Source organism: Kocuria rosea subsp. polaris, from assembly GCF_001483755.1.
In the GTDB taxonomy this organism is placed as follows: domain Bacteria; phylum Actinomycetota; class Actinomycetes; order Actinomycetales; family Micrococcaceae; genus Kocuria; species Kocuria cellulosilytica.
Genome location: NZ_LQBK01000038.1, coordinates 119,358 through 143,689 on the forward strand (window position 1 = coordinate 119,358; position 24,332 = coordinate 143,689).

At 74.1% G+C, this 24,332-nt stretch carries 27 protein-coding genes; 14 read left to right on the plus strand and 13 right to left on the minus strand.

Annotated elements, in window-relative coordinates:
- Positions 1-31: 31 nt before the first annotated feature.
- The 6 genes from AVL61_RS14420 to AVL61_RS14445 all read right to left on the minus strand — a co-directional run bounded on the left by AVL61_RS14420 (position 32) and on the right by AVL61_RS14445 (position 5,213).
- Complete coding sequence (locus tag AVL61_RS14420) at positions 32-1,096, minus strand: lipoate-protein ligase LplAB (RefSeq protein WP_058875017.1); 1,065 nt, start codon at positions 1,094-1,096, stop codon at positions 32-34.
- 154 nt (positions 1,097-1,250) lie between these two features.
- The gene (locus AVL61_RS14425; protein WP_058875018.1) at positions 1,251-1,511 is read right to left on the minus strand and encodes a type B 50S ribosomal protein L31; all 261 of its coding nucleotides are present in this window, start codon (positions 1,509-1,511) and stop codon (positions 1,251-1,253) included.
- A 227-nt stretch (positions 1,512-1,738) separates the two neighbouring features.
- Positions 1,739-2,293 carry an AMIN-like domain-containing (lipo)protein gene (locus AVL61_RS14430; protein ID WP_058875019.1) on the minus strand — a complete coding sequence of 185 codons (555 nt, stop codon included), beginning with the start codon at positions 2,291-2,293 and terminating at the stop codon, positions 1,739-1,741.
- Positions 2,294-2,498: 205 nt separating this feature from the next.
- Positions 2,499-3,320: a TrmH family RNA methyltransferase gene (locus AVL61_RS14435; protein ID WP_058875020.1), complete on the minus strand. Its 822-nt coding sequence runs from the start codon at positions 3,318-3,320 to the stop codon at positions 2,499-2,501.
- A gap of 166 nt (positions 3,321-3,486) precedes the next feature.
- Positions 3,487-4,323, minus strand: coding sequence for a sulfite exporter TauE/SafE family protein (locus AVL61_RS14440; protein ID WP_058875054.1), 837 nt, complete (start codon positions 4,321-4,323; stop codon positions 3,487-3,489).
- 104 nt (positions 4,324-4,427) lie between these two features.
- Positions 4,428-5,213: an ABC transporter ATP-binding protein gene (locus tag AVL61_RS14445; RefSeq protein WP_058875021.1), complete on the minus strand. Its 786-nt coding sequence runs from the start codon at positions 5,211-5,213 to the stop codon at positions 4,428-4,430.
- Positions 5,214-5,304: 91 nt separating this feature from the next.
- Between AVL61_RS14445 and serB the strand changes: the two genes are divergently transcribed.
- The 5 genes from serB to AVL61_RS14470 all read left to right on the plus strand — a co-directional run bounded on the left by serB (position 5,305) and on the right by AVL61_RS14470 (position 10,019).
- Complete coding sequence (serB, locus tag AVL61_RS14450; RefSeq protein WP_058875022.1) at positions 5,305-6,234, plus strand: phosphoserine phosphatase SerB; 930 nt, start codon at positions 5,305-5,307, stop codon at positions 6,232-6,234.
- A gap of 147 nt (positions 6,235-6,381) precedes the next feature.
- Positions 6,382-8,175, plus strand: a complete 1,794-nt coding sequence (locus tag AVL61_RS14455) for a sensor histidine kinase (RefSeq protein WP_082697184.1) — start codon at positions 6,382-6,384, stop codon at positions 8,173-8,175.
- Positions 8,172-8,837 (plus strand): response regulator, encoded by a 666-nt coding sequence (locus AVL61_RS14460; protein WP_058875023.1) that lies wholly within the window; start codon positions 8,172-8,174, stop codon positions 8,835-8,837. The genes AVL61_RS14455 and AVL61_RS14460 overlap by 4 nt, the downstream gene beginning before the upstream one ends.
- A gap of 42 nt (positions 8,838-8,879) precedes the next feature.
- Positions 8,880-9,155, plus strand: a complete 276-nt coding sequence (locus tag AVL61_RS14465) for a helix-turn-helix domain-containing protein (protein WP_157571450.1) — start codon at positions 8,880-8,882, stop codon at positions 9,153-9,155.
- Positions 9,156-9,260: 105 nt separating this feature from the next.
- Entirely contained in the window at positions 9,261-10,019 is a 759-nt protein-coding gene (locus AVL61_RS14470) for an amidohydrolase family protein (protein ID WP_058875025.1), read from the plus strand.
- Between the two features lie 36 nt (positions 10,020-10,055).
- Here the strand turns inward: AVL61_RS14470 and AVL61_RS14475 are convergent, their stop codons facing one another.
- Both AVL61_RS14475 and AVL61_RS14480 read right to left on the minus strand, forming a co-directional pair.
- Complete coding sequence (locus AVL61_RS14475; protein ID WP_058875026.1) at positions 10,056-11,480, minus strand: FAD-binding oxidoreductase; 1,425 nt, start codon at positions 11,478-11,480, stop codon at positions 10,056-10,058.
- 111 nt (positions 11,481-11,591) lie between these two features.
- A complete protein-coding gene (locus AVL61_RS14480; protein WP_231738427.1) occupies positions 11,592-12,146 on the minus strand; it encodes a dihydrofolate reductase family protein in 555 nt (184 codons plus the stop codon).
- 106 nt (positions 12,147-12,252) lie between these two features.
- Between AVL61_RS14480 and AVL61_RS14485 the strand changes: the two genes are divergently transcribed.
- Positions 12,253-12,669 (plus strand): VOC family protein, encoded by a 417-nt coding sequence (locus tag AVL61_RS14485; protein WP_058875027.1) that lies wholly within the window; start codon positions 12,253-12,255, stop codon positions 12,667-12,669.
- Positions 12,670-12,701: 32 nt separating this feature from the next.
- A complete protein-coding gene (locus AVL61_RS14490; protein WP_058875028.1) occupies positions 12,702-13,094 on the plus strand; it encodes a VOC family protein in 393 nt (130 codons plus the stop codon).
- A 54-nt stretch (positions 13,095-13,148) separates the two neighbouring features.
- Here the strand turns inward: AVL61_RS14490 and AVL61_RS14495 are convergent, their stop codons facing one another.
- The 3 genes from AVL61_RS14495 to AVL61_RS14505 all read right to left on the minus strand — a co-directional run bounded on the left by AVL61_RS14495 (position 13,149) and on the right by AVL61_RS14505 (position 15,498).
- Entirely contained in the window at positions 13,149-13,658 is a 510-nt protein-coding gene (locus AVL61_RS14495) for an SRPBCC domain-containing protein (RefSeq protein WP_058875029.1), read from the minus strand.
- 308 nt (positions 13,659-13,966) lie between these two features.
- Positions 13,967-14,725: an SDR family oxidoreductase gene (locus AVL61_RS14500; protein ID WP_058875030.1), complete on the minus strand. Its 759-nt coding sequence runs from the start codon at positions 14,723-14,725 to the stop codon at positions 13,967-13,969.
- 44 nt (positions 14,726-14,769) lie between these two features.
- Positions 14,770-15,498, minus strand: a complete 729-nt coding sequence (locus AVL61_RS14505) for a beta-ketoacyl-ACP reductase (RefSeq protein ID WP_058875031.1) — start codon at positions 15,496-15,498, stop codon at positions 14,770-14,772.
- 174 nt (positions 15,499-15,672) lie between these two features.
- On the opposite strand from AVL61_RS14505, the gene AVL61_RS14510 reads away from it, so the two are divergent.
- Genes AVL61_RS14510 through AVL61_RS14520 form a run of 3 tightly spaced genes read left to right on the plus strand, consistent with a single transcriptional unit; the run spans position 15,673 to position 17,485 of the window.
- On the plus strand, positions 15,673-16,167 hold the full coding sequence (locus tag AVL61_RS14510) for a DUF3099 domain-containing protein (protein WP_082697185.1): 495 nt from the start codon (positions 15,673-15,675) through the stop codon (positions 16,165-16,167).
- A gap of 56 nt (positions 16,168-16,223) precedes the next feature.
- Positions 16,224-16,502: a hypothetical protein gene (locus tag AVL61_RS14515; protein ID WP_082697186.1), complete on the plus strand. Its 279-nt coding sequence runs from the start codon at positions 16,224-16,226 to the stop codon at positions 16,500-16,502.
- On the plus strand, positions 16,499-17,485 hold the full coding sequence (locus AVL61_RS14520; protein ID WP_058875032.1) for an SURF1 family cytochrome oxidase biogenesis protein: 987 nt from the start codon (positions 16,499-16,501) through the stop codon (positions 17,483-17,485). The genes AVL61_RS14515 and AVL61_RS14520 overlap by 4 nt, the downstream gene beginning before the upstream one ends.
- Before the next feature lie 21 nt (positions 17,486-17,506).
- Here the strand turns inward: AVL61_RS14520 and abc-f are convergent, their stop codons facing one another.
- Together abc-f and AVL61_RS14530 are read right to left on the minus strand one after the other, a co-directional pair.
- Positions 17,507-19,105: a ribosomal protection-like ABC-F family protein gene (gene abc-f / locus AVL61_RS14525; protein ID WP_058875033.1), complete on the minus strand. Its 1,599-nt coding sequence runs from the start codon at positions 19,103-19,105 to the stop codon at positions 17,507-17,509.
- A 97-nt stretch (positions 19,106-19,202) separates the two neighbouring features.
- On the minus strand, positions 19,203-19,913 hold the full coding sequence (locus AVL61_RS14530) for a histidine phosphatase family protein (RefSeq protein WP_058875034.1): 711 nt from the start codon (positions 19,911-19,913) through the stop codon (positions 19,203-19,205).
- Positions 19,914-20,070: 157 nt separating this feature from the next.
- Here AVL61_RS14530 and AVL61_RS14535 point away from each other — a divergent pair, with 157 nt between their 5' ends.
- Genes AVL61_RS14535 through AVL61_RS14550 form a run of 4 tightly spaced genes read left to right on the plus strand, consistent with a single transcriptional unit; the run spans position 20,071 to position 24,237 of the window.
- A complete protein-coding gene (locus AVL61_RS14535) occupies positions 20,071-21,036 on the plus strand; it encodes a glucosyl-3-phosphoglycerate synthase (RefSeq protein ID WP_058875035.1) in 966 nt (321 codons plus the stop codon).
- A complete protein-coding gene (locus AVL61_RS14540; RefSeq protein ID WP_058875036.1) occupies positions 21,033-22,172 on the plus strand; it encodes a glycosyltransferase in 1,140 nt (379 codons plus the stop codon). Before AVL61_RS14535 ends, AVL61_RS14540 begins: the two co-directional genes overlap by 4 nt.
- On the plus strand, positions 22,169-23,146 hold the full coding sequence (locus AVL61_RS14545) for a Gfo/Idh/MocA family protein (protein WP_058875037.1): 978 nt from the start codon (positions 22,169-22,171) through the stop codon (positions 23,144-23,146). The genes AVL61_RS14540 and AVL61_RS14545 overlap by 4 nt, the downstream gene beginning before the upstream one ends.
- A complete protein-coding gene (locus tag AVL61_RS14550) occupies positions 23,143-24,237 on the plus strand; it encodes a zinc-dependent alcohol dehydrogenase (protein ID WP_058875038.1) in 1,095 nt (364 codons plus the stop codon). The genes AVL61_RS14545 and AVL61_RS14550 overlap by 4 nt, the downstream gene beginning before the upstream one ends.
- Positions 24,238-24,332 lie beyond the last annotated feature (95 nt).

Below are 24,332 nucleotides of genomic sequence, written 5' to 3' on the forward strand. Positions count from 1 at the left end.
AGCACTCGACCGGCGAGGTGCCGCGGGCGGCTCAGGGCACCCGGGTGATCCACTCCGGGGTGGCGAACTTCGCGGCCACCAGCCGGCGGGCGGCGGCGAGCTCGGTCTCGCGGACGGAACCCTGCGCGGCCCCGTAGCGCCCCGCGAAGACCTCCATGAGCTTGTCCACGACGTCGGCCCGGGCCATGCCGGTCTGCCGGCGCAGCGGGTCCACGCGCTTCTTGGCCGAGCGGTGCCCCTTGTCGGAGAGCTTCTCCCGGCCGATCCGGAGGACCTCCGTCATCTTCTGGGCGTCGATGTCGTAGCTCATGGTCACGTGGTGGACCATGCCGCCGCCCGCGAAGCGCTTCTGGGCCGCGCCCCCGATCTTGCCGTGCTCGGTGGCGATGTCGTTGAGCGGGACGTAGAACGCCTCCAGTCCCATCTCCTGGAAAGCCTGCATGACCCACCGGTCGAGGAACGGGTAGGACTCGGCGAAGCTGAGGCCGTCCACGAGGGTCTGGGGCAGGTACAGCGAGTACGTGATGCAGTTGCCGGCCTCCATGAACATGGCCCCGCCGCCGGAGACCCGGCGCACCACCGAGATGCCGTGCCGCCGGGCGCCCTCCGCGTCCACCTCGTTGCGCAGGGACTGGAAGGAGCCGATCACCACGGACGGCTCCTCCCAGTCCCACAGCCGCAGGGCGGGCGGGCGCCGGCCGGCACCGACCTCGCGGGCGAGGACCTCGTCGAGCGCCAGGTTCTCCAGGGTGGGCCGGACCGTGGGCGGGATGATCTCCCACGCGTGGTCGTCCCACGTGGTGGCGTGGGCCAGCGCCCGGCGGACGGCGGTGGCGATCGCCTGCGGGGAGAAGCCGAACAGCACGACGTCGTCCGCGAGCGCCGCCTCGACGGCCCCGACGATCTCCTGCTGGGTGGCGTGCTCGCCGAGGCCGGTCAGCGCGGCGTTGATGTCCGCGAGGGCCTCGTCCGGCTCGAGGAAGAAGTCCCCGTTGACGGAGACGTCGACCAGCCGGCCGCCGGCCACGCCCAGGTCCACGACCACGAGCTTCCCGCCCTGCACCTTGAACTCCCCGTGCCGCCGCTCCTGCGTCATCCGCGCCTCCCCGCCGTCCTGTGCTGCTGTTCGATCCGTCCTGCTGGTGGTCCCGGGACAGCCTACGCCCGGGCCCCCGGGGACGACGCAGGCCCGGACCTGTGCGGTCCGGGCCTGCGCGCGGTGGTGCTGTGCCCCGCGAGCGGGACGAACGTCAGCTGCTGGACTTGCCGAAGTTCTTGAAGCGGGCGTTGAAGCGCTCCACGCGACCGGCGGAGTCCATGATGCGCTGCTTGCCGGTGTAGAACGGGTGGGACTCCGAGGAGATCTCGACCTCGATGATCGGGTACTCGTTGCCGTCCTCCCACGTCTCGGTCTTCTGCGAGGTGGCGGTGGACCGGGTCAGGATGGTCTTGCCGGAGGCCAGGTCGCGGAAGAGGACCGGGTGGTAGTCCGGGTGGATGTCAGTCTTCATGGGGTTCAAACCTTTTCGTTGGTGCCTGGATTTTGCCAGCCACGGTTTCGCTCGGTGGGCGGTGCGCCGTCTTCGTCCGTCCGCGCGGTTCGAGAAGGGCGGGGGCATCGGGCACCAGCGGTCCAGCGTACCGGATCCCCGGCGGGAATTCACGCCCGTCCGGACCGGGCGAGGGGCCCGGCACGCGCCGGGCCCCTCGCCCGGCGGTTCCCGGTGCTGGGACCGGCTCACCACCGGTGCGCGACGTCGACCACGAGCCGGGAGCCGTTCCCCGGGCCGTCGAGCACGAAGACCCGGAACGGGAGCCGGGCGCGGACGCCGAGGCCCAGGTTCGTCTTCGCCTCGAAGCTGCCGCCCCAGGCGACCTGCCGGAACGTCCGGTAGCCGTCGACGTCCACGAGCTCCTGCGGGTCGTCGAACTCATAGGTGCCCACGCCGTTGTCGTCGTAGGCGGGAGCGTCGACCAGAAGGACCAGATCGGTGCCCCGGAGCGGCAGGCGAGCCCCGGACCCGATGCCCCGGAACGCCCGGTACCGGACGTCGTAGCCCTTCACCTCGTTGTCCAGGTCCACCACCAGCCGGTCGAAACAGGCGTGCCGGCCCGCCCGGACGTTCGTGACGTGGGGAACGCGCGGCGGCGCGACAACTCCGCCGCTGCTCTTGGGCTGGGAACCCCACGTGATGCCGCAGTACGGCGCCGCGGCGGAGGCGCTGCCGGGGACGATCAGCCCCAGCCCCGTGGCCAGCACCAGGACCGCCAGCCACGAGATCAGCTTCTTCATGACACACCTGCTGTTCCTCTGCGCCCGGACGCCGGCTGGTGCCGCGGTTTCTCGGACCGGGCCTCGCAGACCCTCCCAGAATAGACTTCACGGATGCCAACAGCACTGGTCGGAGGGTGATCGACGTCCGAACTGTGACCCGCTGCGGCCGCCGGGGCCGTCGCGCACGAGGAGCCGTGCCGGGGCCTCCCCGACGGCCCGGTCGTCACCGGGCGGGCCGGGTCTCCCAGAACGCCACGGCCGAGGCGGCGGCCACGTTGAGGGAGTCCACGCCGTGGGACATCGGGATCCGGACGGTGAGGTCCGCGTGGTGGACGGTGGCCGCGCTCAGCCCGTCCCCCTCGGTGCCGAGGACCAGCGCCAGCTTCTCGTCCCGGCGGGCGGACAGCTCCTGGAGGGTGAGCGAGTCGTCGCCGAGGGCGAGCGCCGCCGTGGTGAAGCCGGCGTCCTTGATCCGCTGCAGGTCGGCGGTCCAGTGCTGCAGCCGGGTCCACGGGACCTGGAACACGGTGCCCATGGAGACCCGGATGGCCCGGCGGTACAGGGGGTCGGCACAGCGGGGGGTGACCAGCACGGCGTCGACGTCGAGCGCGGCGGCCGAGCGGAAGATCGCCCCGACGTTGGTGTGGTCCACGATGTCCTCGAGGACGGCGATCCGCCGCGACGACGCCAGGAGCCGTTCCAGCTCCACGGGCTCCGGGCGCTGCATGGCCGCGATCGCCCCGCGGTGCAGGTGGAAGCCCGTGATCTGCTCGAGCACCTCGTCCGCGCCGACGTACAGGGGCACGTCCGGGTGCTCCACCAGCACGTCCGCGAGGTCCTCCAGCCACTTGTCCGCCATGAAGAAGGAGCGGGGCACGTGCCCCGCCGCGAGGGCCCGGCGGAGCACCTTGGAGGACTCGGCGATGTACAGGCCGCGTTCGGGCTCGAGCCTGCGCCGCAGCTTGACGTCGGTCAGGCGGGCGTAGTCGGCGACCCGGGGGTCGTCGGCGCTCTCGAGGCGGATCAGGTGGGGGAAGTCGGTCACGGGGTCTCTTCGGGTCGGCGGGAGCGTGGGCGTGCGGCCCTGTGGCCGGCACCCTGGTCGGGGCGGCGTCGCCCCGATCGTAGCCGGTGCCGTCCCCGGGACCTGCTCCCGCCCGGACGTGGGCGGCCGCGCGGGCTCCGCACGGTGCCGGGGCCCGCGGCCGCCCTCAGATCAGCCGGGACACCAGGTTGACGAGGGCCACGACGCCCAGCACCACGATCACGGTGCGCAGCACCACCGGGGAGAGCCGGCGGCCGATCTTGGCGCCGGCCCAGGAGCCCGCGGTGGAGCTCACGGCGATGAGCAGCACGACCCACCAGTTGATCCGGTCGAGGGCGAACAGGACGTAGGAGACCGCGGCCACGATGTTGACGAGGGCCACGAGCACCACCTTGACGGCGTTGGCGGCCTGCAGGGAGGCGAGCAGGAACACGCCGAGGATGCCGAGCAGGAGCACTCCCTGGGCGGCCACGAAGTAGCCGCCGTAGACGCCGGCCAGGAAGACCAGGGCGTACAGGGACGCCGGCTGCGGCGCCCGGTCCGGGTCGAGGGGCCGCGGGGTCTCCCCGCGCGCCCGCGCCGCCGCGGCGGCGGCCTCGGCCTGGTTCTCCTTGCGGCGGCGCACCAGCGCCTGGAGCCGCGGCTGGAAGATCACGAACAGGAGGGCGACGACGATCAGGGCCGGCGCCGCGTAGCCGAACACGGACTCGGGCAGGTGCAGCAGCAGCGCCGCCCCGATGACGCCGCCGGCCACCGAGAACGGGACGAGCTTCAGGAGGGTCCGTTCGACGCCCTTGAGCTCGTGGCGGTAGTGCCAGGCGCCCGTGAGGTTGCCGGCGATCAGGCCCATCGCGTTGGACATCGAGGCGGTCACCGGCGGCACGCCCATGGTGACCAGCACGGGGAAGGTCACGAGGGTCCCGGAGCCCACGATGGTGTTGATGAGTCCGGCCCACACCCCCGCGAGGAGGATCAGGCCCACCTGCCAGGCCTCGAAGGGCAGGTCGGCGAGGAGACCGGTGACGAGCTCGCCGGCGCCGCCCGCGGACCGGGGCACGAGCGGGGGCGCGGACAGGAGCACGGAGGGGAACGCGGCCACGGAGCAGGTCAGGACCGGGCGAACGCCGCGTAGCGGTTGCCGACCTGCACGAGCTTGAGGGGCAGCCCGAACGTCTCGGAGAGGTTCTTCTGCGTCATGACCTGCCGGACGGGCCCGGAGGCGACCACCCGTCCCTCGCGCAGCAGGAGCGCGTGGGTGAAGGCGTCGGGCACCTCCTCCAGGTGGTGGGTGACCATGACGACGGCCGGGGACGCCTCGTCCCGGGCCAGCTCGTCCAGCCGTGCCACCAGGTCCTCCCGGCCGCCCACGTCGAGGCCGGCCGCCGGCTCGTCCAGGAGCAGCAGCTCGGGGTCGGTCATCAGGGCCCGGGCGACGAGCACGCGCTTGCGCTCCCCCTCGGACAGGGACCCGAACCGGCGCTCGGCCAGGTGGTCGATGCCCCACGCGGCCATGAGCTCCTGCGCCTGGGCCTCGTCGGCGTCGTCGTAGCTCTCGATCCACCGCCCGGTCACGCCGTAGGCGGCCGTGACCACGCAGTTGCGCACGGTCTCCGCCTCGGGGATCTGGGCCGCGAGCACCGTGGAGCTCAGGCCGATCCGGGGGCGCAGCTCGAAGACGTCCACCGCGCCGAGGATCTCGTCGAGGATGTCCACCATTCCCCGGGTGGGGTGCAGCCGGGCGGCGGCGATGGACAGCAGCGTGGTCTTGCCGGCCCCGTTGGGGCCCAGCACGACCCACCGCTCGCCCTCGTTGACGACCCAGTCCACGGACTCCAGCAGCGTCTTCCGGCCACGGACCACACTGACGTCCACCATCTCCACCACAGCACTCATACCGGCCACTGTAGGGCACCGGCGGCGGCGGTTCCCGCCCCGGCGCCCGTCGTCGGGCCGGTGCGTCCGGGGGCCCGGATACACTGGCCGCATGACCACCCACCTCGCCGTGATCGCGTTCGCCCAGAATCCGGACCCGGAGGCCCGTGAGCGCATCCTCGCCCTGGTGCAGGACGCCGGCGCCGAGGTCGAGCGGTTCTCCGGCGTGCGGGTCACCGGTCCCGGCTCCGCCGGGCACGACTCGGGGGTCCCCGGCTACAACGCCTTCACCGCCCACGTGGCCGGATCGGACGCCACCGCCCTGCTCGCGGCCCTGCGCCCGGACCCGCTGGAGCAGATGCTGCCGGGGGTGGACGTCAACGTGGTGCCGACCACCCTGTTCGACCCGGAGCGCAAGAAGCTGCTCGTCATGGACGTGGACTCCACGCTGATCCAGCAGGAGGTCGTCGACATGCTCGCGGCCCACGCGGGGCGCGAGGCGGAGGTCGCCGCCGTGACCGAGGCGGCCATGCGCGGGGAGCTGGACTTCGCCCAGTCCCTGCACGCGCGGGTCGAGGCCCTCGCGGGGCTGCCCGCGTCCGTGCTCGACGAGGTCTCGGCCGCCGTGCGGCTCTCCCCCGGCGCGGACGTGCTCGTCAAGGCGTTCCTGCGGGAGGGGCACGCCGTGGCGGCCGTCTCGGGAGGCTTCCTGGAGGTCCTCACCCCGCTCGCGGAACGGCTGCGGCTCACCCGGCACACCGCCAACACGCTGGAGGTCGCCGACGGGAGGCTCACCGGCAGGGTGCTCGGGGAGGTCGTGGACCGCACCGTCAAGGAGCGCAGCCTGCGGACCTGGGCCGGGGAGCTGGGCGTCGCCCCCGAGGACGTCATCGCCGTGGGCGACGGCGCCAACGACATCGACATGGTCACGGCCGCCGGACTCGGCGTGGCCTTCAACGCCAAGCCCGCCCTGCGCGCGGCCGCCGACGCCCAGATCAACCTGCCGAACCTGGACGCCGTCCGCTTCTTCGCGGACCTCTGACCCGCCGGGGCCTCCGCCCCCGCACCCGGGGCCGCCGCCCGGGAGGGCCCTCGGGGCCGGGACCCGGGCCGCACCCCGGCCCGTAGAGTGGGGTGCAGCACACGCGGCGGTCGCGCACGAGACCACGCCCGGCCCCGAGGAGAGACAGTGACGGTACCCGGTGCGCTCCGGCAGCGCCCCGGCTTCCTGGCCCGGATGATGCTGCTGCACCTCGCCGTGGTGACGGTCGTCGTGGCCCTGTGCGGGGGCGTCTACGGCTGGCTGACCTACGAGCGCCTGGGCCGGGACGCCGAGCACCAGGCCCTGTCCATCGCCCGGGCCGTGGCCGCCACCGACGACGTCCGCGCGGGCGTGGCCGACCTGGCCCCGGCCGGCCCCGAGGACCTCGACCCGGACGTGCTGGCCCGGGGTTCCCTGCAGTCCTCCGCCGAGGAGGTCCGCCGCCGTACGGAGTCCCTCTTCGTGGTGATCACCGACGACAGCGGGCTCCGCCTCTCCCACCCGACCCCCGAGCTCCTGGGCCTGCCCGTGAGCACGGACCCCACCGAGGCGCTGGCCGGGCGGGAGGTCACCAGCCAGGAGCGCGGCACCCTGGGCCACTCGGCCCGGGCCAAGGTCCCGGTGTACGCCCCCGACTCGGACTCGGCGGTGGTGGGCGCGGTGAGCGTGGGGATCTCCCGCGAGGACGTGCTGGCCAGCCTCCGGCAGGACATCACCCCCGTGGCGGCCACTGCCCTCGGCGCCCTGGGCCTCGGCGCCGCCGCCTCCGCGGCGATCGCGCGCCGGCTCAAGCGGCTCACCCTCGGTCTGGAGCCCGAGGAGATCGTCGCGCTCGCCCAGGACCAGGAGGCGGTGCTGCGCGGGGTCGACGAGGGCGTCATCGGCATCTCGCCCGAGCACCGCATCACGGTGGTCAACGCCGAGGCGGCACGGCTGCTGGGCGTGGCGGAGCCCTCCCGGCTGGTGGGGACCCCGCTGGCCGAGGCGGGGCTGCCGGCGTCCTTCGCCGCCCTGCTCGCCGCGGCGACCCCCGCGTCCCCCGCGGTGGAGCAGGTCGTCGGACGGCACGTGCTCATCCTCTCGGCCCGCGCCGTCCGGCCCGCCGGCCCGGGATCGCCCCCGCTCGGCTGGGTGGTGCTGGTCCGGGACCGCACCGAGCTGCAGTCCCTGACCCGCCAGCTCGACGCGGTCGGAGCTCTCAGCACCGCCCTGCGCGCCCAGCGCCACGAGTTCGCCAACCGGCTGCACACCATCTCCGGGCTGCTGGCGATCGGCGACGCCGAGGAGGCCCGCCGGTACGTGTCCGAGGTGACCGAGACCGGGCCCCTGAGCTATCCGGCCGAGCGGGCCGAGCTGCTGCGGGACCCCTACCTGCAGGCGTTCCTCGGGGCCAAGAGCGTCGAGGCGGCCGAGCGCGGCGTGAGCCTGCGCATCGGCGCGGACACCCTGGTCCGCGGCCGGATCACGGACCCGCAGGACGTCACCACCGTGATCGGCAGTCTCGTGGACAACGCCGTCCGCGCCGCGGTCCAGGGCGCGGCGGAGGAGCGCTGGGTCGAGGTCGAGCTGCTCGACGACTGGACCGGCGGGGAGGGCACGCTGCACCTCGTGGTGGCCGACTCCGGCGACGGACTGCCCGTGCCGGACCCCGAGCCGATCTTCGCCCAGGGCTGGTCCACCGCTGTCCCGTCCGGCGGCTCCGGGGACGGCGGCGGAGCGCGCTTCGACGTGCTGCCCGACGTCCACGGCCAGGGCTTCGGGCTGTCCCTGAGCCGGGAGCTGGCCCGCCGGCGCGGCGGGGACGTGTGGGTGGCCGATCCGGGCCGCCCCGGCGGGCCGGGAGCCGTCTTCTGCGCCCGCCTGCCCGGTACCGTGGTCCGCGAGCCCGTGGCCGACGTCCGCGGGGAACCGTCCGCCGGCGCAGCAGGAGGTGCAGGATGAGCGACGACCTGGTGGTCCTCGTGGTCGACGACGACTTCCACGTGGGCCGGCTGCACGCGGGCTTCGTGAACGCCGTGCCCGGCTTCACCGCGCTCACCCCCGTGGGCACGGCCGAGCAGGCCATGCGCACCGTCCACGCCCACCAGCCCGACCTCGTCCTGCTGGACGTCTACCTGCCGGACGCGCTCGGGCTGGACCTGCTCCGGGCCCTCGACGTCGACGTCATCATGCTCACCGCGGCGGCCGACCCCGCCTCCGTGCGGACCGCCGTCCGCCGCGGCGCCCTGGCCTATCTCATCAAGCCGTTCCCGAACGAGCGGCTGGCCCGCACCCTGCGGGCCTACGCCCGGTACCGCCGGCTGCTCACCGACCGGGACGCGCTGACGCAGGAGACCGTGGACCGCGCCCTGCACGCCCTGCACCCCGGCGAGACCTCCTCCCCCGGCGAGCGCACCCGGTCCGCGACGGAGGCCTCCGTGCTGGCGGCCCTGGAGCCCGGGGCGCCGCTCCCGGCCGCGGAGATCGCCCGCAAGGTCGGCATCTCCCGGGCCACCGCCCAGCGCTACCTCTCCGCGCTGGCCGAGGACGGCTCGGTCGAGATCCAGCTCCGCTACGGGAGCACCGGCCGCCCCGAGCACCGCTACGGTCCGCCCGCCCCCTGAGCACCAGGTTCATGCTCAGGGCCGGTCCCTAGACTGCACGCCATGGCCAGCAGGGTACGACCGGAACCACAGGACCACTGCGTCTCCTGGCCGGACGAGATCTGCGACGACCCGGTGGCGGAACGGGCGAGGCTGTTCGCGGTGAACCTGCGGGCGGCCGTGGGCTCCCGGCCCCTGCGCGAGGTCGGGGCGCTCGCCGGCGTCGACCACACCGCGCTGTCGCGGATCCTGGACGGTCACGTCTGGCCGGACGGGTACACGGTCGCCCGTCTGGAGGTCAGGCTGGGGACCAGCCTGTGGCCCCCCTACGAGGAGTGACCGCACGGCCCGCCGCACCCTTGACCCCCGCGTAGAGTCGGTGCCGTGGCAGCAGCGCTCCGCTCCCGGCGGACGACCTCGCGGCGAGCCGAGGAGGACGACACCGTGATCGACGCCCACCTGCACGTGATCGACCCGCGGTTCCCCCTGGTGCCGAACCAGGGCTACGTGCCCCCGTGCTTCACGGCCGAGGACTACCGGCGGCGGGTCCGGGGACTGGGCGTGGTGGGCGGGGCGGTGGTGAGCGGCTCGTTCCAGGGCCACGACCAGGCCTTCCTCCGCGCGGCGCTGGCGGAGCTCGGCCCGGGCTTCGCCGGGGTGACCCAGCTGCCGCCCGGCGTCACGGACGAGCAGGTGCGCAAGCTCCACCGTGCCGGGGTGCGGGCCGTGCGCTTCGCCCTCCGCCGCGGCTCGGACGCGGACCCCGCCGGCATCGAGCGGCTGGCCCGGCGGGTGCACGAGCTCGCCGGGTGGCACGCCGAGTTCTACCTGGACGCCGCGGCCCTGGAGCACCTCGCCCCCGTGCTGCGGCGGCTGCCGCGGACGGGCGTGGACCACCTCGGCATGAGCGCGGCCGGGCTGCCCCTGCTGCTCGAGCTCGTCGGGCACGGGGTGAAGGTCAAGGCCACCGGCTTCGGCCGCGTCGACCTCGACGTGCCGGACGCGCTGCGCCGGATCCACGCCGCCGACCCGTCGGCGCTGCTCTTCGGCACCGACCTGCCCAGCACCCGGGCGGAGCGCCCGTTCCGGGACGAGGACGTCGGCCTGGTCGTGCAGACCCTGGGCGCGGAGGCCGCGGCGTCCGTGCTGCACGACAACGCGGCCGCCTGGTACGGGCTGCCGCGCGCCTCCGCGGCGGTCTGACCGCCCGGCACCACGGGCCCCGGACCCCGGCCGGGATCAGCGGGACGACGTCGGGACGACGTTGTGGTTGCCGCGGAACACGTTGTCCGGGTCGTAGCGGTTCTTCAGCTCGACCAGCCGCTCGTGCTTGGCGCGCCCGTAGGCCTCCCGCGCCGCCGCCCCCGGGTCGCCGCCCTGCTCCGCCCCCAGGAAATTGACGTACTGGCCCTGCTCCGCGAACGGCCCCAGGGCCGCGTGCACCCGCCGGGCGTACGCCGTGAGCCGGACGTCGTCGGCCGGGTCGCGCCAGAAGCCGAAGACGTTCAGCCAGAACCGTGCGGCCCGGCTGGGCCACGCCGTCGCGTCCTCGGGCACCCGGCCGAAGGCGCCGCGGAGGCAGTGCAGGTTGATGCCGCTGCCCACCCAGGTGATCTCCGAGGCCACGGCCACCAGGGCGGCGACGACCTCCTCGTCCAGCCGGCTGAAGGCCACGTTCTTCCAGTACCCCCGGGAGCCCACCGGGAAGACCGGGTCCTTCGCGGTCTGCCAGGAGGTCCAGGGCACCGGGCCCACGGTCTCCAGGTCGGGCGGCGCCGCCGCGCGCAGCCGCTCGACGAGCTCCAGGCCGCGCCCGTGCTGCGGCGAGGCCCAGGCGAGACCGACGGTCATGAGCACCTCGTGCCCGAGCCCGTACTCCGGCGGGAGGAACACGAAGGACACGATGGTGTTCATCTCGTCCGGGAGCTCCCGCGTCCACGCCTCGAAGGCCGCGAGCGCCCGCTCCCACTTCGGGCGGCGGTAGACGAGGCCGCCCGCCAGGACGGGGGACGCCAGCGGGTGGGCCCGGAGCGCGAAGGAGGTGACCACGCCGAAGTTGCCGCCCCCGCCGCGCAGTCCCCAGAAGAGGTCCGGGTGCTCGGTCCGGTCGACGTGCAGGTGCTCCCCCGCGGCGGTGACGACCTCCGCGGAGACCAGGTTGTCGAGGGTCAGGCCGTGGGTGCGAGTCAGCCACCCGATGCCGCCGCCGAGCGTGAGCCCGGCGACCCCGGTGCCGCCGACCACGCCGAGCGGCACGGCGAGGCCGTGCGGGGCGGTCGCCCGGTCCACGTGGGCGAGGGTGGCTCCCGGCTGGGCGGTCACGAGGCGCGCGACGGGATCCACCGCCACGCCGGTCAGGCCGCCGAGGTCCAGGACGAGGCCGTCCGCGACCGTGCTGTGCCCGGCGATGCTGTGCCCGCCGCCGCGCACGGCCAGCGGCAGGCCGGTGCGCCGGGCGGCGGCCAGGCAGGGGTCGACGTCGGCGACGGACCCGGCGCGGGCGACAGCGCGGGGACGGACGTCGACCATTCCGTTCCACAGCCGTCGTGCGTCGTCGTACCCGGGGTCCTGCGGTCCGATGAGGACCCCGGTGAGGTGCTCCGCGAACTGGCGCAGGGCTCGGTCGCGTGCGCGGTCACCCGTGACCGGGCTCTGGGTGCTCATGGCGGGTTCCTGCGACGAGGGGCCTTCGGGCCCCGGTGGAGCGGCAGATCGGCCGCCGGTGCCGTGGCGGGAAGTGTAGTCCGCGGTGCCGGGACCGGCAAGAAGTCGCGCCTACTCGGGCCACACCTGCCGGTCCGGGCCCTGCAGCACGTAGCGCAGCTCCACGGCGCCGCCCTCGAAGTGGGTGGTGCGCTGCAGCCGCAGGTCGCGCGCGGCCTCGGTCGGCAGCACCGGGTGGCCTCCGCCCAGGACGACGGGCATGTACGTCAGCCACAGCTCGTCGAGCAGCCCGGCGTCCGCGAACTGGGCCGCGAGCCGGCCACCGCCCACCACCCACAGGTTCCGCCCGCCCGCGGAGGCCGTCAGCGCCTCGGCGTGCAGCGTCACGGGCCCGCTGACGAAGAGCAGGTTCGCGCCCTCGATCCTCGGCAGCTCCCGGTGGGTGAACACCCACACCGGCAGGTCGCCGTAGGCCCAGTCCCCCTGGCCGAGCACGAACTCGTACGTGCTCGCCCCCATCGCGAGCGCTCCGACGTCGGCCAGGAAGGCGTCGTAGTGCTCCTGGTAGGCCTCGAAACCGTACTGCAGCAACCAGTCGAGGTGGTTCTCCCGGTCGGCGATGTACCCGTCGGCGCTGGCCGCCACGTAGTACTGCGTTCTGCTCATGCGCACCAGGTTACGCACCCCGGCGGCGGCTTCCCAGGGACTCTTCCCCCGCGGCACGGACGGGGCCATGATGAGGACATCGACCGATCGACGCGGAGGCCGGACCATGCCCATGCTGCTCAATCCCTACCTCTCGTTCCGGGACACCGCCGAGGAGGCGATGACGTTCTACCGCTCCGTGTTCGGCGGGGAGCTGTCGGTGAGCCGCTTCAGCGAGTACGGGGCCAGCGACGACCCCGCGGAGCAGGACAAGGTCATGCACGCGATGCTCACCACGGACGCCGGCATGGTCCTGATGGCCTCCGACACCCCGGACAGCATGGCGCTGACGGTCGGGGACAACGTCGCGGTCTCCCTGAGCGGCGACGACGAGGCCCTGATGCGCGGCTGGTGGGAGACGCTGACCGCGGGCGGGACCGTCACGATGCCGCTCGAGGAGGCGCCCTGGGGCGGCCTGTTCGGGATGTGCACCGACCGCTTCGGCACCCACTGGATGTTCAGCGTCGGCGGCGCCGACTCCTGAACGACCCCGTCCGACCCGAGGAGGACCGTCCCATGCGGATCACCCACACCAGCGTCTTCGTCGACGACCAGCAGCAGGCCCTGCTGTTCTACACCGGCAAGCTCGGCTTCATGGTCAAGCACGACATCCCCGCCGGTGGCGCCCGGTGGCTCACCGTGGTCTCGCCCCAGGCGCCCGAGGGCGTCGAGCTGGTCCTCGAGCCCTCGGAGCACCTCGCCGTGGGGCCGTTCAAGGCCGCGCTCGTGGCCGACGGCATCCCGTTCACCAGCTTCGGCGTCAAGGACGTGCAGGCGGAGTACGAGCGCCTGCGCGAGCGCGGCGTGCACTTCGTCCAGGAACCCACGGTCGCCGGTCCGTACACCACCGCGGTGCTCGACGACACGTGCGGCAACCTCATCCAGATCGCGAGCCCGACCCCCGGGTGAGGGACCCGGGGTGAGCGCGGGCCCCGGGCACGCCGCCGCGGGGCGGGGGCGCGGTCAGGCCCGGGCCCGCAGCTGCTCGGCGAGCGGCCGGTAGTGCCCGGACATCGCGGGGTGGTAGTCGCGTGCGAAGTCGACGGCGTCCGGGCTGCCCCCGGTCTCGGCGGCGACCAGCCGGTCCAGGTAGTACTCCCAGCCGGGCCCGACCGACTCCACCTCGTCGGGGTCGGGATACCGGTGGGTGAGCTGCAGGACGGTCGTCCCGCCGTAGTCCACGACGTCGAGGTCCACGCGCCAGGCGTCGGCCGCCGTGCCGAGCGTGAGCGCCAGGTGCTGCGGCGGCTCGCACCGGCGGATCAGCAGGGGCTCGGGCCGGTCCCAGTCCTCGGCGGTCATGAGCAGCTCGACCCGGCCCGAGGCCGGGTCCCCGCGCCACGTCCCGTACCAGCGGGCGAGCCGCTCGGCGTCCGTCACCGCGGCCCAGATATCCTCGGCCGAGGCCCGGAACGTGCGGGCGAGCACGAGGTGGCCGCCCGGATCGAGTCGTCCTGTGGGCCGTGGGGTCATCGTGGCTCCTCGCTCGGCTCCGCACCGCGCGGAGGTGCTCCTGGCCGAGGCGCCGACGGCCTCGCGCCGTGTGGTCCATCAATAGCACCTGCGGCCGGTGGGCGGCGTCACATTGCGGTCGGTTCCGCACCGGCGAGCAGGAGCCGGCCCCGGGAACCGGCACTGCGGACCGGCACTGCGGACCGGTCGTGGGCGCCGGCACGCGCGCCGCTCCACGGCGCCGCCGGCGGCGGGAAGCGGTGACGGCAGCAAGCGGCGACGGCGGGGCGGCCACCCGGGAAGGTGCCCGCCCCGCCGTCGTCGCCGGTCTACTTGCGCCCGGCCTTCGCCAGGAAGTCGTCGGCGCCGCCGACGAGCTCGACGTGCCCCGTGGGGACGTCCGCGGTGACCATCCGGGCGATCTCCTCGGCGAACTCCTGCACGGAGTAGAGCTTGCCGGCGGCCTCGCGCCGCTCCTCGAGCGCTCCCGGGCGGGCCCGGTTCAGCAGGGTCGCGGTCACGGTGCCCTCGATCATGTCGCCGGAGACCACCACGAAGGTGATGCCCTTCTCGGTCAGCTCGGGGATGCGGGCGGTGAGGGCGTCCTCGCCGGCGCGCTTGGACCGCGCGACCTCCACGTACTCGGGCATGGTCTCGACGTCGTTGATGAAGTGCGCCTGGTGGCTGGTCACGAAGACCACGCGCCCGCCCTCGGGCAGGTGCTCGAGGCCCGCGGTGAGGGCGTCCTCCTGCGCGTCCCGGTTGAGCTTGAGGGCGTAGTCCTCGCCGAGATCCGTCTCCATGCCGCCGGAGGCGTTGAGCACGAGCACGTCCACCCCGCCGAAGGCCTCCACGGCCCGGGCGAAGAGGTTGCGGACGTCCTCGGGCTGCGTCATGTCGGCCTGCACGGCGACGGCCTTCCCGCCGGCCGCCTCGATCTCCTTGACGACCTTGTTGGCGCGGGGCGCCTTCTGCCGGTAGTTGACGACGACGTTGGCGCCCTGGGCGGCCAGCAGCTTGGCGGTGTCGGCGCCGACGCCGCGCGAGGACCCGGTGACGACCGCGGTCTTGCCTGCAAGTGAACTCATGGTGCTCCTTCGGTGGAACGTGCGGGGATCGTGGGTGGCGGGGCTCAGTGGCCCATGCCGAGGCCGCCGTCCACGGGGATGACGGCGCCGGAGATGTACTTCGCCTCGTCGGAGGCGATCCAGCGCACCACGGCGGCGACCTCCTCCGGCTCGGCGAAGCGGCCGGCGGGGATGGAGGCGAGGTAGTCCTTCTGGGTGTCCTCGGGCAGGGCCGCGGTCATCTCGGTGTTGATGAACCCGGGGGCGACGACGTTGGCGGTCACGTTGCGCCCTCCCAGCTCACGGGTGATGGAGCGGGCGATGCCGACCAGTCCGGCCTTGGACGCGGCGTAGTTGACCTGTCCGGGCGAGCCGTAGAGCCCGACCACGGAGGAGATGAGGACCACGCGCCCGCGCTTGAGGCGCATGAAGCCCTTGGCGGCGCGCTGCACCACGCGGAACGCCCCGGTGAGGTTGGTGTCCACGACGTCCTGGAAGTCCTGCTCCTTCATCCGCAGCAGCAGGGTGTCCCGGGTGATCCCGGCGTTGGCCACGACCACCTCGACCGGACCGAACTCGGCCTCCACGGCCTTGTAGGCGGCGTCGATCGAGGCGGAGTCGGTGACGTCGGCCTGCACCGCGAAGAAGCCCTCGGGCGCCTCGCCGGAGCGGTAGGTGACGGCCACGTGGTCACCGGCGTCACGGAACGCCTGCGCGATGGCCCGTCCGATCCCGCGGTTGCCGCCGGTCACGAGGACGGTGCGGGGTGCCGGGCTGCGCTGCTCGTCTGCCATGGGGAAGGGCCTTTCGGTCGTGGGTCGCGGGACGGCGGCGGGCGAGGATCGGGGGCCCGCGCGGAGATCCCCCCAATGGTACCGGTCGGGGCGGGCGGGCCGCCGGTGGATCCCGGGGACGGTCTTCGCGATGTCGGACCCCGGCGAGACAATTGATCGTCTGTTGGGAGGACCATGAGCAAGCGCTATCTCACGACCGGCGAGACCGCCGGCCAGGACGACGTCCACTCCATCACCGCCACCGCCGAGCCGCACACCCAGGACATGGGCCACCGGATGAAGGTCTACAGCATCCAGATGGGCCTGCGCATCGTGTGCCTCGTCGTGTTCGTGGTGGTGGACAACATCTGGGTCCGCGGCATCGCGATCCTGGGCGTGGCGATCCTGCCCTGGATGGCGGTCCTGCTGGCCAACAGCAACGACCGCTCCACCCGGACCAGCCACTACTACGAGCCGCCGGGCGCGCCCGCGCTGGCGGCCGCCCCCGAACCGGCGCCGCCGGCGGAGCCGCTCGCGATCGGCTTCGTCCTGGAGGGCGAGTTCGTGCCCGGCCACGGGGAGGACGGCACCACCCCGCCGGGCACCGGGAGCACGGCCGCTCCCAGCGGGGACCCGGCTTCCTCCGCTACTGTCGAGGACGACACCACCCGGCGCCGCGGCGCGGCCTGAGCCCGCCGCCGGCCGTCCCGGGACCCCGACCGCAGACCCTGAGGAGCACGACCGCCGTGGAGTTCGACCTGCTCGGATCGCTGTCCCCGCGAGGCGCCGACACTCCCCCGGCGGGGCCCGACACCCCCCAGTGCTCGCGCAAGGGCTGCCGCGCGGACGCCGCGTGGCAGATCCGCTGGAACAATCCGCGCCTGCACGACCCGGAGCGGCGCAAGATCTGGCTGGCGTGCCCGGAGCACCGCGGCGACCTCGAGCAGTTCCTCGGCGCGCGCGGCTTCTGGAAGGACACCGTGCCGCTGGACGGCGCGGGCCCCGCACAGGAGCCGCGGGGATGAACGACTACCGCTTTCTGCTCAGCGGCAAGTGGCTGGGCTTCTTCCTCCTCGCCTGCGCCGCCGCCGTGCTCTCCGTGTACCTGGGCGGCTGGCAGATGGACCGCAACGAGCACCTCGTCGGGGAGAACACCAAGATCACGCAGAACTACCGCGCGGAGCCCCTGACCGGCGCGGAGGCCGCCGCGCAGTTCGCCGCCCACGACGAGCGCCTCACCTGGCACCCCGTGCGGCTGACCGGCCACTACCTGCCGGAGGACCAGGTCCTGGTCCGCAACCGGCCGCAGGACGGACGCGTCGGCTACGAGGTCCTCGTCCCGTTCCGCACGCAGGACGGGGACGTGGTGGTCCTCGACCGCGGCTGGATCCCCACCGGCGAGGCGGCCAACGGGATGCCGGACGCCGTGCCCGCCCCGCCCGCCGGCGAGGTGACGGTCACCGCCCGCCTCCAGCCCGGGGAGCCGGCCGTCAGCCGCGGCGCCCCGGCGGGGCAGATCGCCTCGATCGACCTCGAGGAGCTGCGCGAGCGCTGGGGCGTGCCGGTCGGCACGGAGGCCTACGGCGAGGTCTTCGCCGAGGACCCGGCGCCCGCGGTGGCCCCGGCCCCGGCCCCCGAGCCGGAGATCGACTCCGGGCCGCACCTGTCCTATTCGCTGCAGTGGTACGCGTTCGCGGCCCTGTTCTTCGTGGCCTACGGCTACGCCGCCCGCCAGCAGGCCCGCAACGACGCCTGGGACCGCCAGTACGCCGAGGAGATGGAGCGCCGGCTCTCGCGGTTCTACGACGCGGAGGGCAACTACATCGGCGAGGTCGACGAGGAGCTCGTGGTGCGTCAGATGGAGATGGCCGACGACATGCCGGCCCACCTCAAGTCGCTCATGCGGCCCAAGCCGCAGCGCAAGCGCTCCCGCCCCACGTGGGAGGATGAGGAGGACGCCCTCCTGGACGCCCTGGAGCGCGAGCGCACCACCGCCGCCCGCGACTGAGCCCGGGTGGCGCCGCCCGGCTCAGGCCAGGGAGATGAGGTCCTGGTACTCCTGGCTCCACAGGTCCTCGGTGCCGTCAGGCAGGATCACCACGCGCTCGGGGTCCAGCGCCTCGACCGCGCCCTCGTCGTGGGAGACGAGCACGACCGCGCCCTCGTAGGTGCGCAGCGCGTTGAGGATCTCCCGGCGGGAGGCCGGGTCCAGGTTGTTGGTCGGCTCGTCGAGCAGCAGCACGTTGGCGGAGGAGGCCACGAGGGTCGCCAGCGCCAGGCGGGTCTTCTCCCCGCCGGAGAGCACCCCGGCGGGCTTGGAGACGTCGTCGCCCTGGAACAGGAAGGAGCCCAGGACGTTGCGCACCTCCGTGTCGGCGAGGTCGGGGGCCGCGGAGCGCATGTTCTCCAGCACCGTCCGGTCCGGGTCCAGGGTGTCGTGCTCCTGGGCGAAGTAGCCGAGCTTGAGCCCGTGCCCGGGGACGACCTCGCCGGTGTCCGGCTGGGCCTCGCCCGCGAGCATCCGCAGCAGCGTGGTCTTGCCGGCGCCGTTGAACCCGAGGATGACCACCCGGGAGCCGCGGTCGATGGCCAGGTCCACGTCGTTGAAGATCTCGAGCGAGCCGTAGGACTTGGACAGGTCCCGGGCGGTCAGCGGGGTCTTGCCGCAGTCCGCGGGCTTCGGGAAGCGGATGTTGGCGACCTTGTCCGCCTGCCGCTCGCCCTCGAGCCCGTTCATGAGCCGCTCGGCGCGCTTGATCATCTGCTGGGCGGCCACGGCCTTGCTGGCCTTGGCGCGCATCTTGTTGGCCTGGTCCATCAGGGCGGTGGCCTTCTTCTCCGCGTTGGCGTACTCGCGCTTGCGGCGGTGGGCGTCCTGCTCGCGCTGGAGCAGGTAGTTCTTCCAGCCCATGTTGTACAGGTCGATGACGCAGCGGTTGGCGTCCAGGTACAGGACCTTGTTGACCACCATCTCCATCAGCTCCACGTCGTGGCTGATCACCAGCAGACCGCCCGCGAAGTTCTTCAGGAAGTCCCGCAGCCACACCACGGAGTCGGCGTCCAGGTGGTTGGTGGGCTCGTCGAGGAGCATGATGTCGGCGTCCGAGAACAGGATGCGCGCCAGCTCCACGCGGCGGCGCTGACCGCCGGAGAGCGTGCGCAGCGGCTGGCCGAGGATGCGCTCGGGCAGGTCCAGGTTGGACGTGATCGTCGCGGCCTCGGACTCCGCGGCGTAGCCGCCGCCTGCGAGGAACTCCGACTCGAGCCGGTCGTAGCCGCGCATGGCCTTGTTGCGCACGGCCTCGTCCTCGGAGGCCATGTCCTGCTCGGCCTGGCGCAGGCGGGCGACGACGCCCGCGAGGTTGCGGGCCGAGAGGATGCGGTCACGGGCCAGCTGGTCCATGTCCTCGACCTTCGGGTCCTGCGGGAGGTAGCCGATGGCCCCGGTGCGCGTGACCGTCCCCGCCGCGGGCAGGGTCTCCCCCGCGAGGACCTTGGTCATCGTCGTCTTCCCGGCGCCGTTGCGGCCGACGAGGCCGATCTTGTCCCCCCTGTCCACGCGGAAGTTGACCTCGTCCATGAGCAGCCGCGCACCGGCACGCAGTTCGAGGTTCTGGACAGTGATCACGGAGGAGGCCTTTCGGAAGGGAGTGCGGAGAGGGGTGGGCGCCCTGACCGGGCAACCTGTCCATCCTACCGGTCCGCGTTCCGCGGCGGCACCCCGATCAGCCGGCCGGTTCCGCGTTCTTGCTCACGTGGTGGACCGGCATCTCGTCCGCGAGCGCCGAGGAGACGCCCGGGAGGGTGCGGGCGTTGTAGTCGGCGACCTGCCAGCCGCGGTGCGGGTGCTCCTGCAGCACGGTCCACGCGCAGTTGGCCATCCCTGCGAACATGTCCCGCAGCCGGGGCGGGACCCCGAGGAAGGCCGCCAGTCCGCTGCGCAGGGCCGCGCCGTGGCCGACGAGCACGCCGGTGCGGCCCTCGTCGAGCGCCGCGACGGCGTCGGTGAGCACGGCGGACATCCGCTCGTCGACCTCGGAGGGCAGCTCGGCGCCGGGCACCCGGTAGTCCTCCTGGGAGAAGAACCGGGCGTAGACCTCGGGGTGGCTCTCGCGGAACTCGGCGAAGGTGGTGCCCTGGCGGATGCCCACGTCGTACTCGCGCAGCCGGGCGTCCAGCCGCACCTCGAGCCCGGTCAGGGACGCGAGCTCCCGGGCGGTGTGCCGGGCCCGCTGCAGATCGCTCGACCACACGAACGCCGGCTCGAAGGAGGCCAGCGTCGGGGCGGCGGCGCGGGCCTGCCCGCGCCCGACGGGGTCGAGCGGGATGTCGGCCTGCCCCTGGGCGCGGTTCTCGACGTTCCACGCGGTGCGCCCGTGGCGCCACAGCACCAGGCGGCGGCGCGCCGGTGTCCGGGAGCTTCCCTGCTGGTCCATCCCTGCCTCTCCTCGACGTCGCGGCCGCCGGCCCAGTGGCCGCGACACATTCGACCGACTCCTCGCGGCCTCTTCTCCCCGGGCCCGTCGCTCGGTAGTGTCCGACGGCAACTGATCAGTCACCTTCCAGTATTCCTCATCCTCGGAAGCGAGCAGCATGCGACAGGACGTCCAGGAGTGGTTCGCCGCCCGCAGCTACCACGGCAGGCAGTGGTCCGCGGAGCAGCTGTGCCGCCGCAAGCGCGGGACCACGGTCAGCGTGGTGCTGCCGGCCCGCAACGAGGCCGAGACCGTGGGCCGGATCGTCGCCGCGCTGCGGCGCGAGCTCATGGAGGACGTGGCGCTGATCGACGAGCTGGTCGTCATCGACTCGGACTCGACGGACGGCACCGGGGCGGTCGCCGCGGCGGCCGGTGCCAGGGTCCACCGGCAGGACGAGATCCTGCCCGCCCACGGCAACGTCCCCGGCAAGGGCGAGGCGCTGTGGAAGTCCCTGGCCGTGACCACCGGGGACGTGCTCGCGTTCGTCGACGCGGATCTGCGGGAGTTCGACCCGCAGTTCGCCGTGGGGTTGCTGGGCCCGCTGCTGACCGAGCCCGGGGTGCAGTTCGTGAAGAGCTGCTACGACCGCCCGCTGCAGGACGGCACCACCGTCCTGCCCGCCGGCGGCGGACGGGTCACGGAGCTCGTGGCCCGGCCGCTGCTCAACCTGTTCTGGCCGCAGTTGGCGGGCCTCGTCCAGCCGCTGGCCGGGGAGTACGCCGGGCGCCGGGAGCTGCTGGAACGGGTGCCCTTCGTCTCCGGGTACGGGGTGGAGATCGCGATGCTCATCGACGTCCTGGAGGCCGTGGGCCTGGACGCCATGGCCCAGGTGGACCTCGGCGTGCGCTCGCACCGCAACTCCCCGGACGCGGCCCTGGCCCGGATGGCCGCCCAGATCCAGCTCACGGTCCAGGCGCGGCTGCGCTGCGAGGCGCCGGTCGCGGGGGAGAGCGGGCACCTCACCCAGTTCCTGCGGCAGGGGGAACGCTTCCTGGCCGAGACCCACGAGATCATCGTCCGCGAGCGCCCGCCGATGACGGAGGTGCCCGAGTACCGGGCGCAGCCGGTCCGCGTCGCATGAGCGGGCTGCGGGTGCTCGTGAACGCGGGCCCCTGGCTGCCCGTGCCGCCGTCCGGCTACGGCGGGATCGAGACGGTGGTCGCCACCCTGGTGCCGGAGCTGCGGCGGGCGGGGGCGCACGTCACGCTGGCCACCGTCGGGCCCAGCACCCTCGAGGCGGACGAGCACCTGCGGCCCCTGCCGGAGCCGGCGTTCCGCTCCATCGCGATGCCCTACAACCGGGTCTCGGGCATCGCCCACGCCCACATGCAGGGCCTCGTGGACGCCCTGCGGGACCGGGACCGCTGGGACGTGGTGCACGACCACCTGGAGGTCGTGGGCCCGTCCGTGCTCGGCGCCATGGGGACGGCCGCCCCGCCGACCCTGCAGACCCTGCACTGGGACCTGCGCAAGCACCCGGAGTTCTACTCCGCCTTCGACGGCCGCGGGCGCGTGCGCTTCGCCGCGGTCTCCGCCTCCCAGCTCGAGCGGGCCCCCGCCGCTCTGCGCCGGCAGACGATGGGCGTGGTCCCGCTGGCGGCGCCGCCGCCGCTCGAGGTGCAGGCGTCCCCGGGCGAGCACGTGCTGGTCCTGGCGCGGATCACCGCCGACAAGGCGCAGGACGTGGCGGCCCGGGTCTGCCGCCGGGCGGGGGTGCCCCTCGTCCTGGCCGGCCCCGTCGCCGGGATCGACGACCCGCAGGAGCTGGAGCGCCGGCTCGCCGACGGCGACGAGGCGCTGCGCGGCCACCCGGACGTCCGGTACTGGCTGGACGAGGTTCGGCCCCTGGTCGACGGCGCGGCGGTGACCTGGGTGGGCGGTGTGGCCGGCGAGCGCAAGGAACGGCTGCTGCGCTCGTCCCGGGCCCTGCTGTGCCCCATCCGCTGGGCCGAGCCGGGCGCCACCGGCGTCGTCGAGGCGCTGGCCCGAGGCGTGCCCGTCGTCGGGACGCCGCGCGGGGTGCTGCCCTCGCTCGTCGAGCACGGGCGGACCGGCTTCCTGGCCGCGGAGGAGGACGAGCTGGTCCGGCACCTGCACGAGCTGGACCGCCTGGACCCGCAGGCCTGCCGGGAGGCCGCCGAGCAGTGGACGCCGGCGGGCATGGCCCGGAGCTACCTGGACCTGTACCACCGGCTGCTGGAGGAGAACCCCGCATGACGCTCAGGATCGCCCTCGTGGGGGCCGGCTCCGTGGCCCGGCGCCACGTCGACGTGCTGCACCGGCTGGGCGGCGCCCGCGTGGTCAGCGTGACCGACGCGCACCGGCCCGCCGCCGAGGCCCTCGCCGCCGAGCTCGACGTCCCGTGCTTCACCGACCCGGAGCAGGCCCTCGACGCGGTGGAGGCCGACGCCGTCTACGTCTGCGTGCCCCCGTTCGCCCACGGGCCGGCCGAGCACGCCGCGCTCGAGCGCGGCAAGGCGCTGTTCGTGGAGAAGCCCGTGGGGCTGGGCCTGGACGTCGCCGAGGGCATCGGCCGGCTGGTCGAGGAGACCGGGGTCGTCACGGGCACCGGCTACCACTGGCGCTGCCTGGACACCGCCGTGCTGGCCCGGGACCTGCTCGCGGACGCCCCGCCGCTGCTGGCCAACGGCTACTGGCTGGACAAGCGCCCGCCGGTGCCGTGGTGGGCCCGGACGGACCGGTCGGGCGGGCAGGTCGTCGAGCAGCTGACGCACGTGCTGGACACGGCCCGGTTCCTGCTGGGCGAGGCCGTCGAGGTCTACGCCGCCGGGGTCCGCGGCACCCCGGACGGCACCGCTCCGGAGGACGGCGACGTGGACGACGCGACCGCCGCCACCGTGCGCTTCCGCTCCGGGGCCGTGGCGACCCTCGCGGCGACCTCCGCGCTGGCCGTCAAGCACCGCGCCGCGCTGCACACGGTCAGCCGCGGCCTGGTCCTCGAGCTCGCCGAGGAGGGGCTGACGGCCTTCTGGCCCGCGGAGCGCACCGAGCACGCACCGGCCGAGGACCCGAGGATCGCGGTGGACCGCGAGTTCCTGGAGGCGGTGCGCGGCGAGCGGGAGGCCACGCGGGCGCCCTACGGCGAGGCGCTGCGCACCCACCGGCTCGCCTGCGCCATCGCGCAGTCGGCCCGGACGGGCCGGGCGGTCGCCCTGGAGGACCGCGGATGAGCGTCCGGCGCAACCTCGTGGTCCCCGCCCGCGGCCGGATCGAGATCGCCGAGGAGGAGCTGCCGGGGGTGCCGGAGGGCGGGCTGCTCCTGGAGACCCTGGTCACCGGCCTGTCGGCGGGCACGGAGCTGGCCTTCGTCAAGGGGGACCACCCCGGGCTGCACTCCCGGCACGACACCGAGCTGGGCCTGTTCCGCTCCGGCGTCCCCGAGCAGGGCTATCCCGTGCGCCGGCTGGGCTACATGGAGGTCGCCCGGGTGGCGGAGTCCCGCACCCCCGCCTTCCGGGCCGGCGACGTCCTCGCCACCGCCTACGGCCACGCGACCGCCCACGTGGCCGATCCCCTGAGCGAGCACCTCGTGCCGCTGCCCGCCGCGCTCGACCCGCTGCTGGGGGTCTTCGTGGCCCACTTCGGCCCCATCTGCGCCAACGGACTGCTGCACGCGGCCGCCGACGCCGGGCCGGTGCGCGGGCTGGGCGACGGGGTGGCCGGACGGCTCGTCCTCGTCACCGGGGCCGGCCCCGTGGGCCTGGTCACCGGGCTGTTCGCCCGCGCGCTCGGGGCCCGGGAGGTGGCCGTGGCCGACTCCGACCCGCGCCGGCGGGCGGTCGCCGAACGCCTGGGCTTCCTCCCCCTGGACCTCGACGACGATCCGGGGCGGGTGCTCAAGACCCGCTGGCGCCACGGCCCGGGCGAGCACGGGGCAGACGTGGTGTTCCAGTGCCGCGGCAAGCCCGGGGCCCTGCACGCCGCGCTGCGGGCGGTCCGGCCCCAGGGCAGCGTGATCGACCTGGCCTTCTACACCGAGGGCGCGGACGCGGTGCGGCTGGGCGAGGAGTTCCACCACAACGGGCTGAGCCTGCGCTGCGCGCAGATCGGGCGGGTGCCGCGCGGGCTGGCCCACACCTGGGACCGCGCCCGGCTCTCCGCGGAGACGATCCGGCTCCTGGACGCCCACGCCGGGGAGGTCCGGGAGCACCTCATCAGCGACGTGGTGGGCTTCGACGACGCCCCGGCGCTGATGCACGACGTCGCGGCCCGCCGCCGGCACGTCCTGACCGCCGTGTTCGAGGTGGACGGCCGCTCCTGACCGGCCCCGATGCGGCTCCGGGCGCCGCCGTCCGGTGGACACCCTTCCGACAGCCGCCTTAGGGTTGGGGCGAGCGCCGTCGTCGTCGCACGACC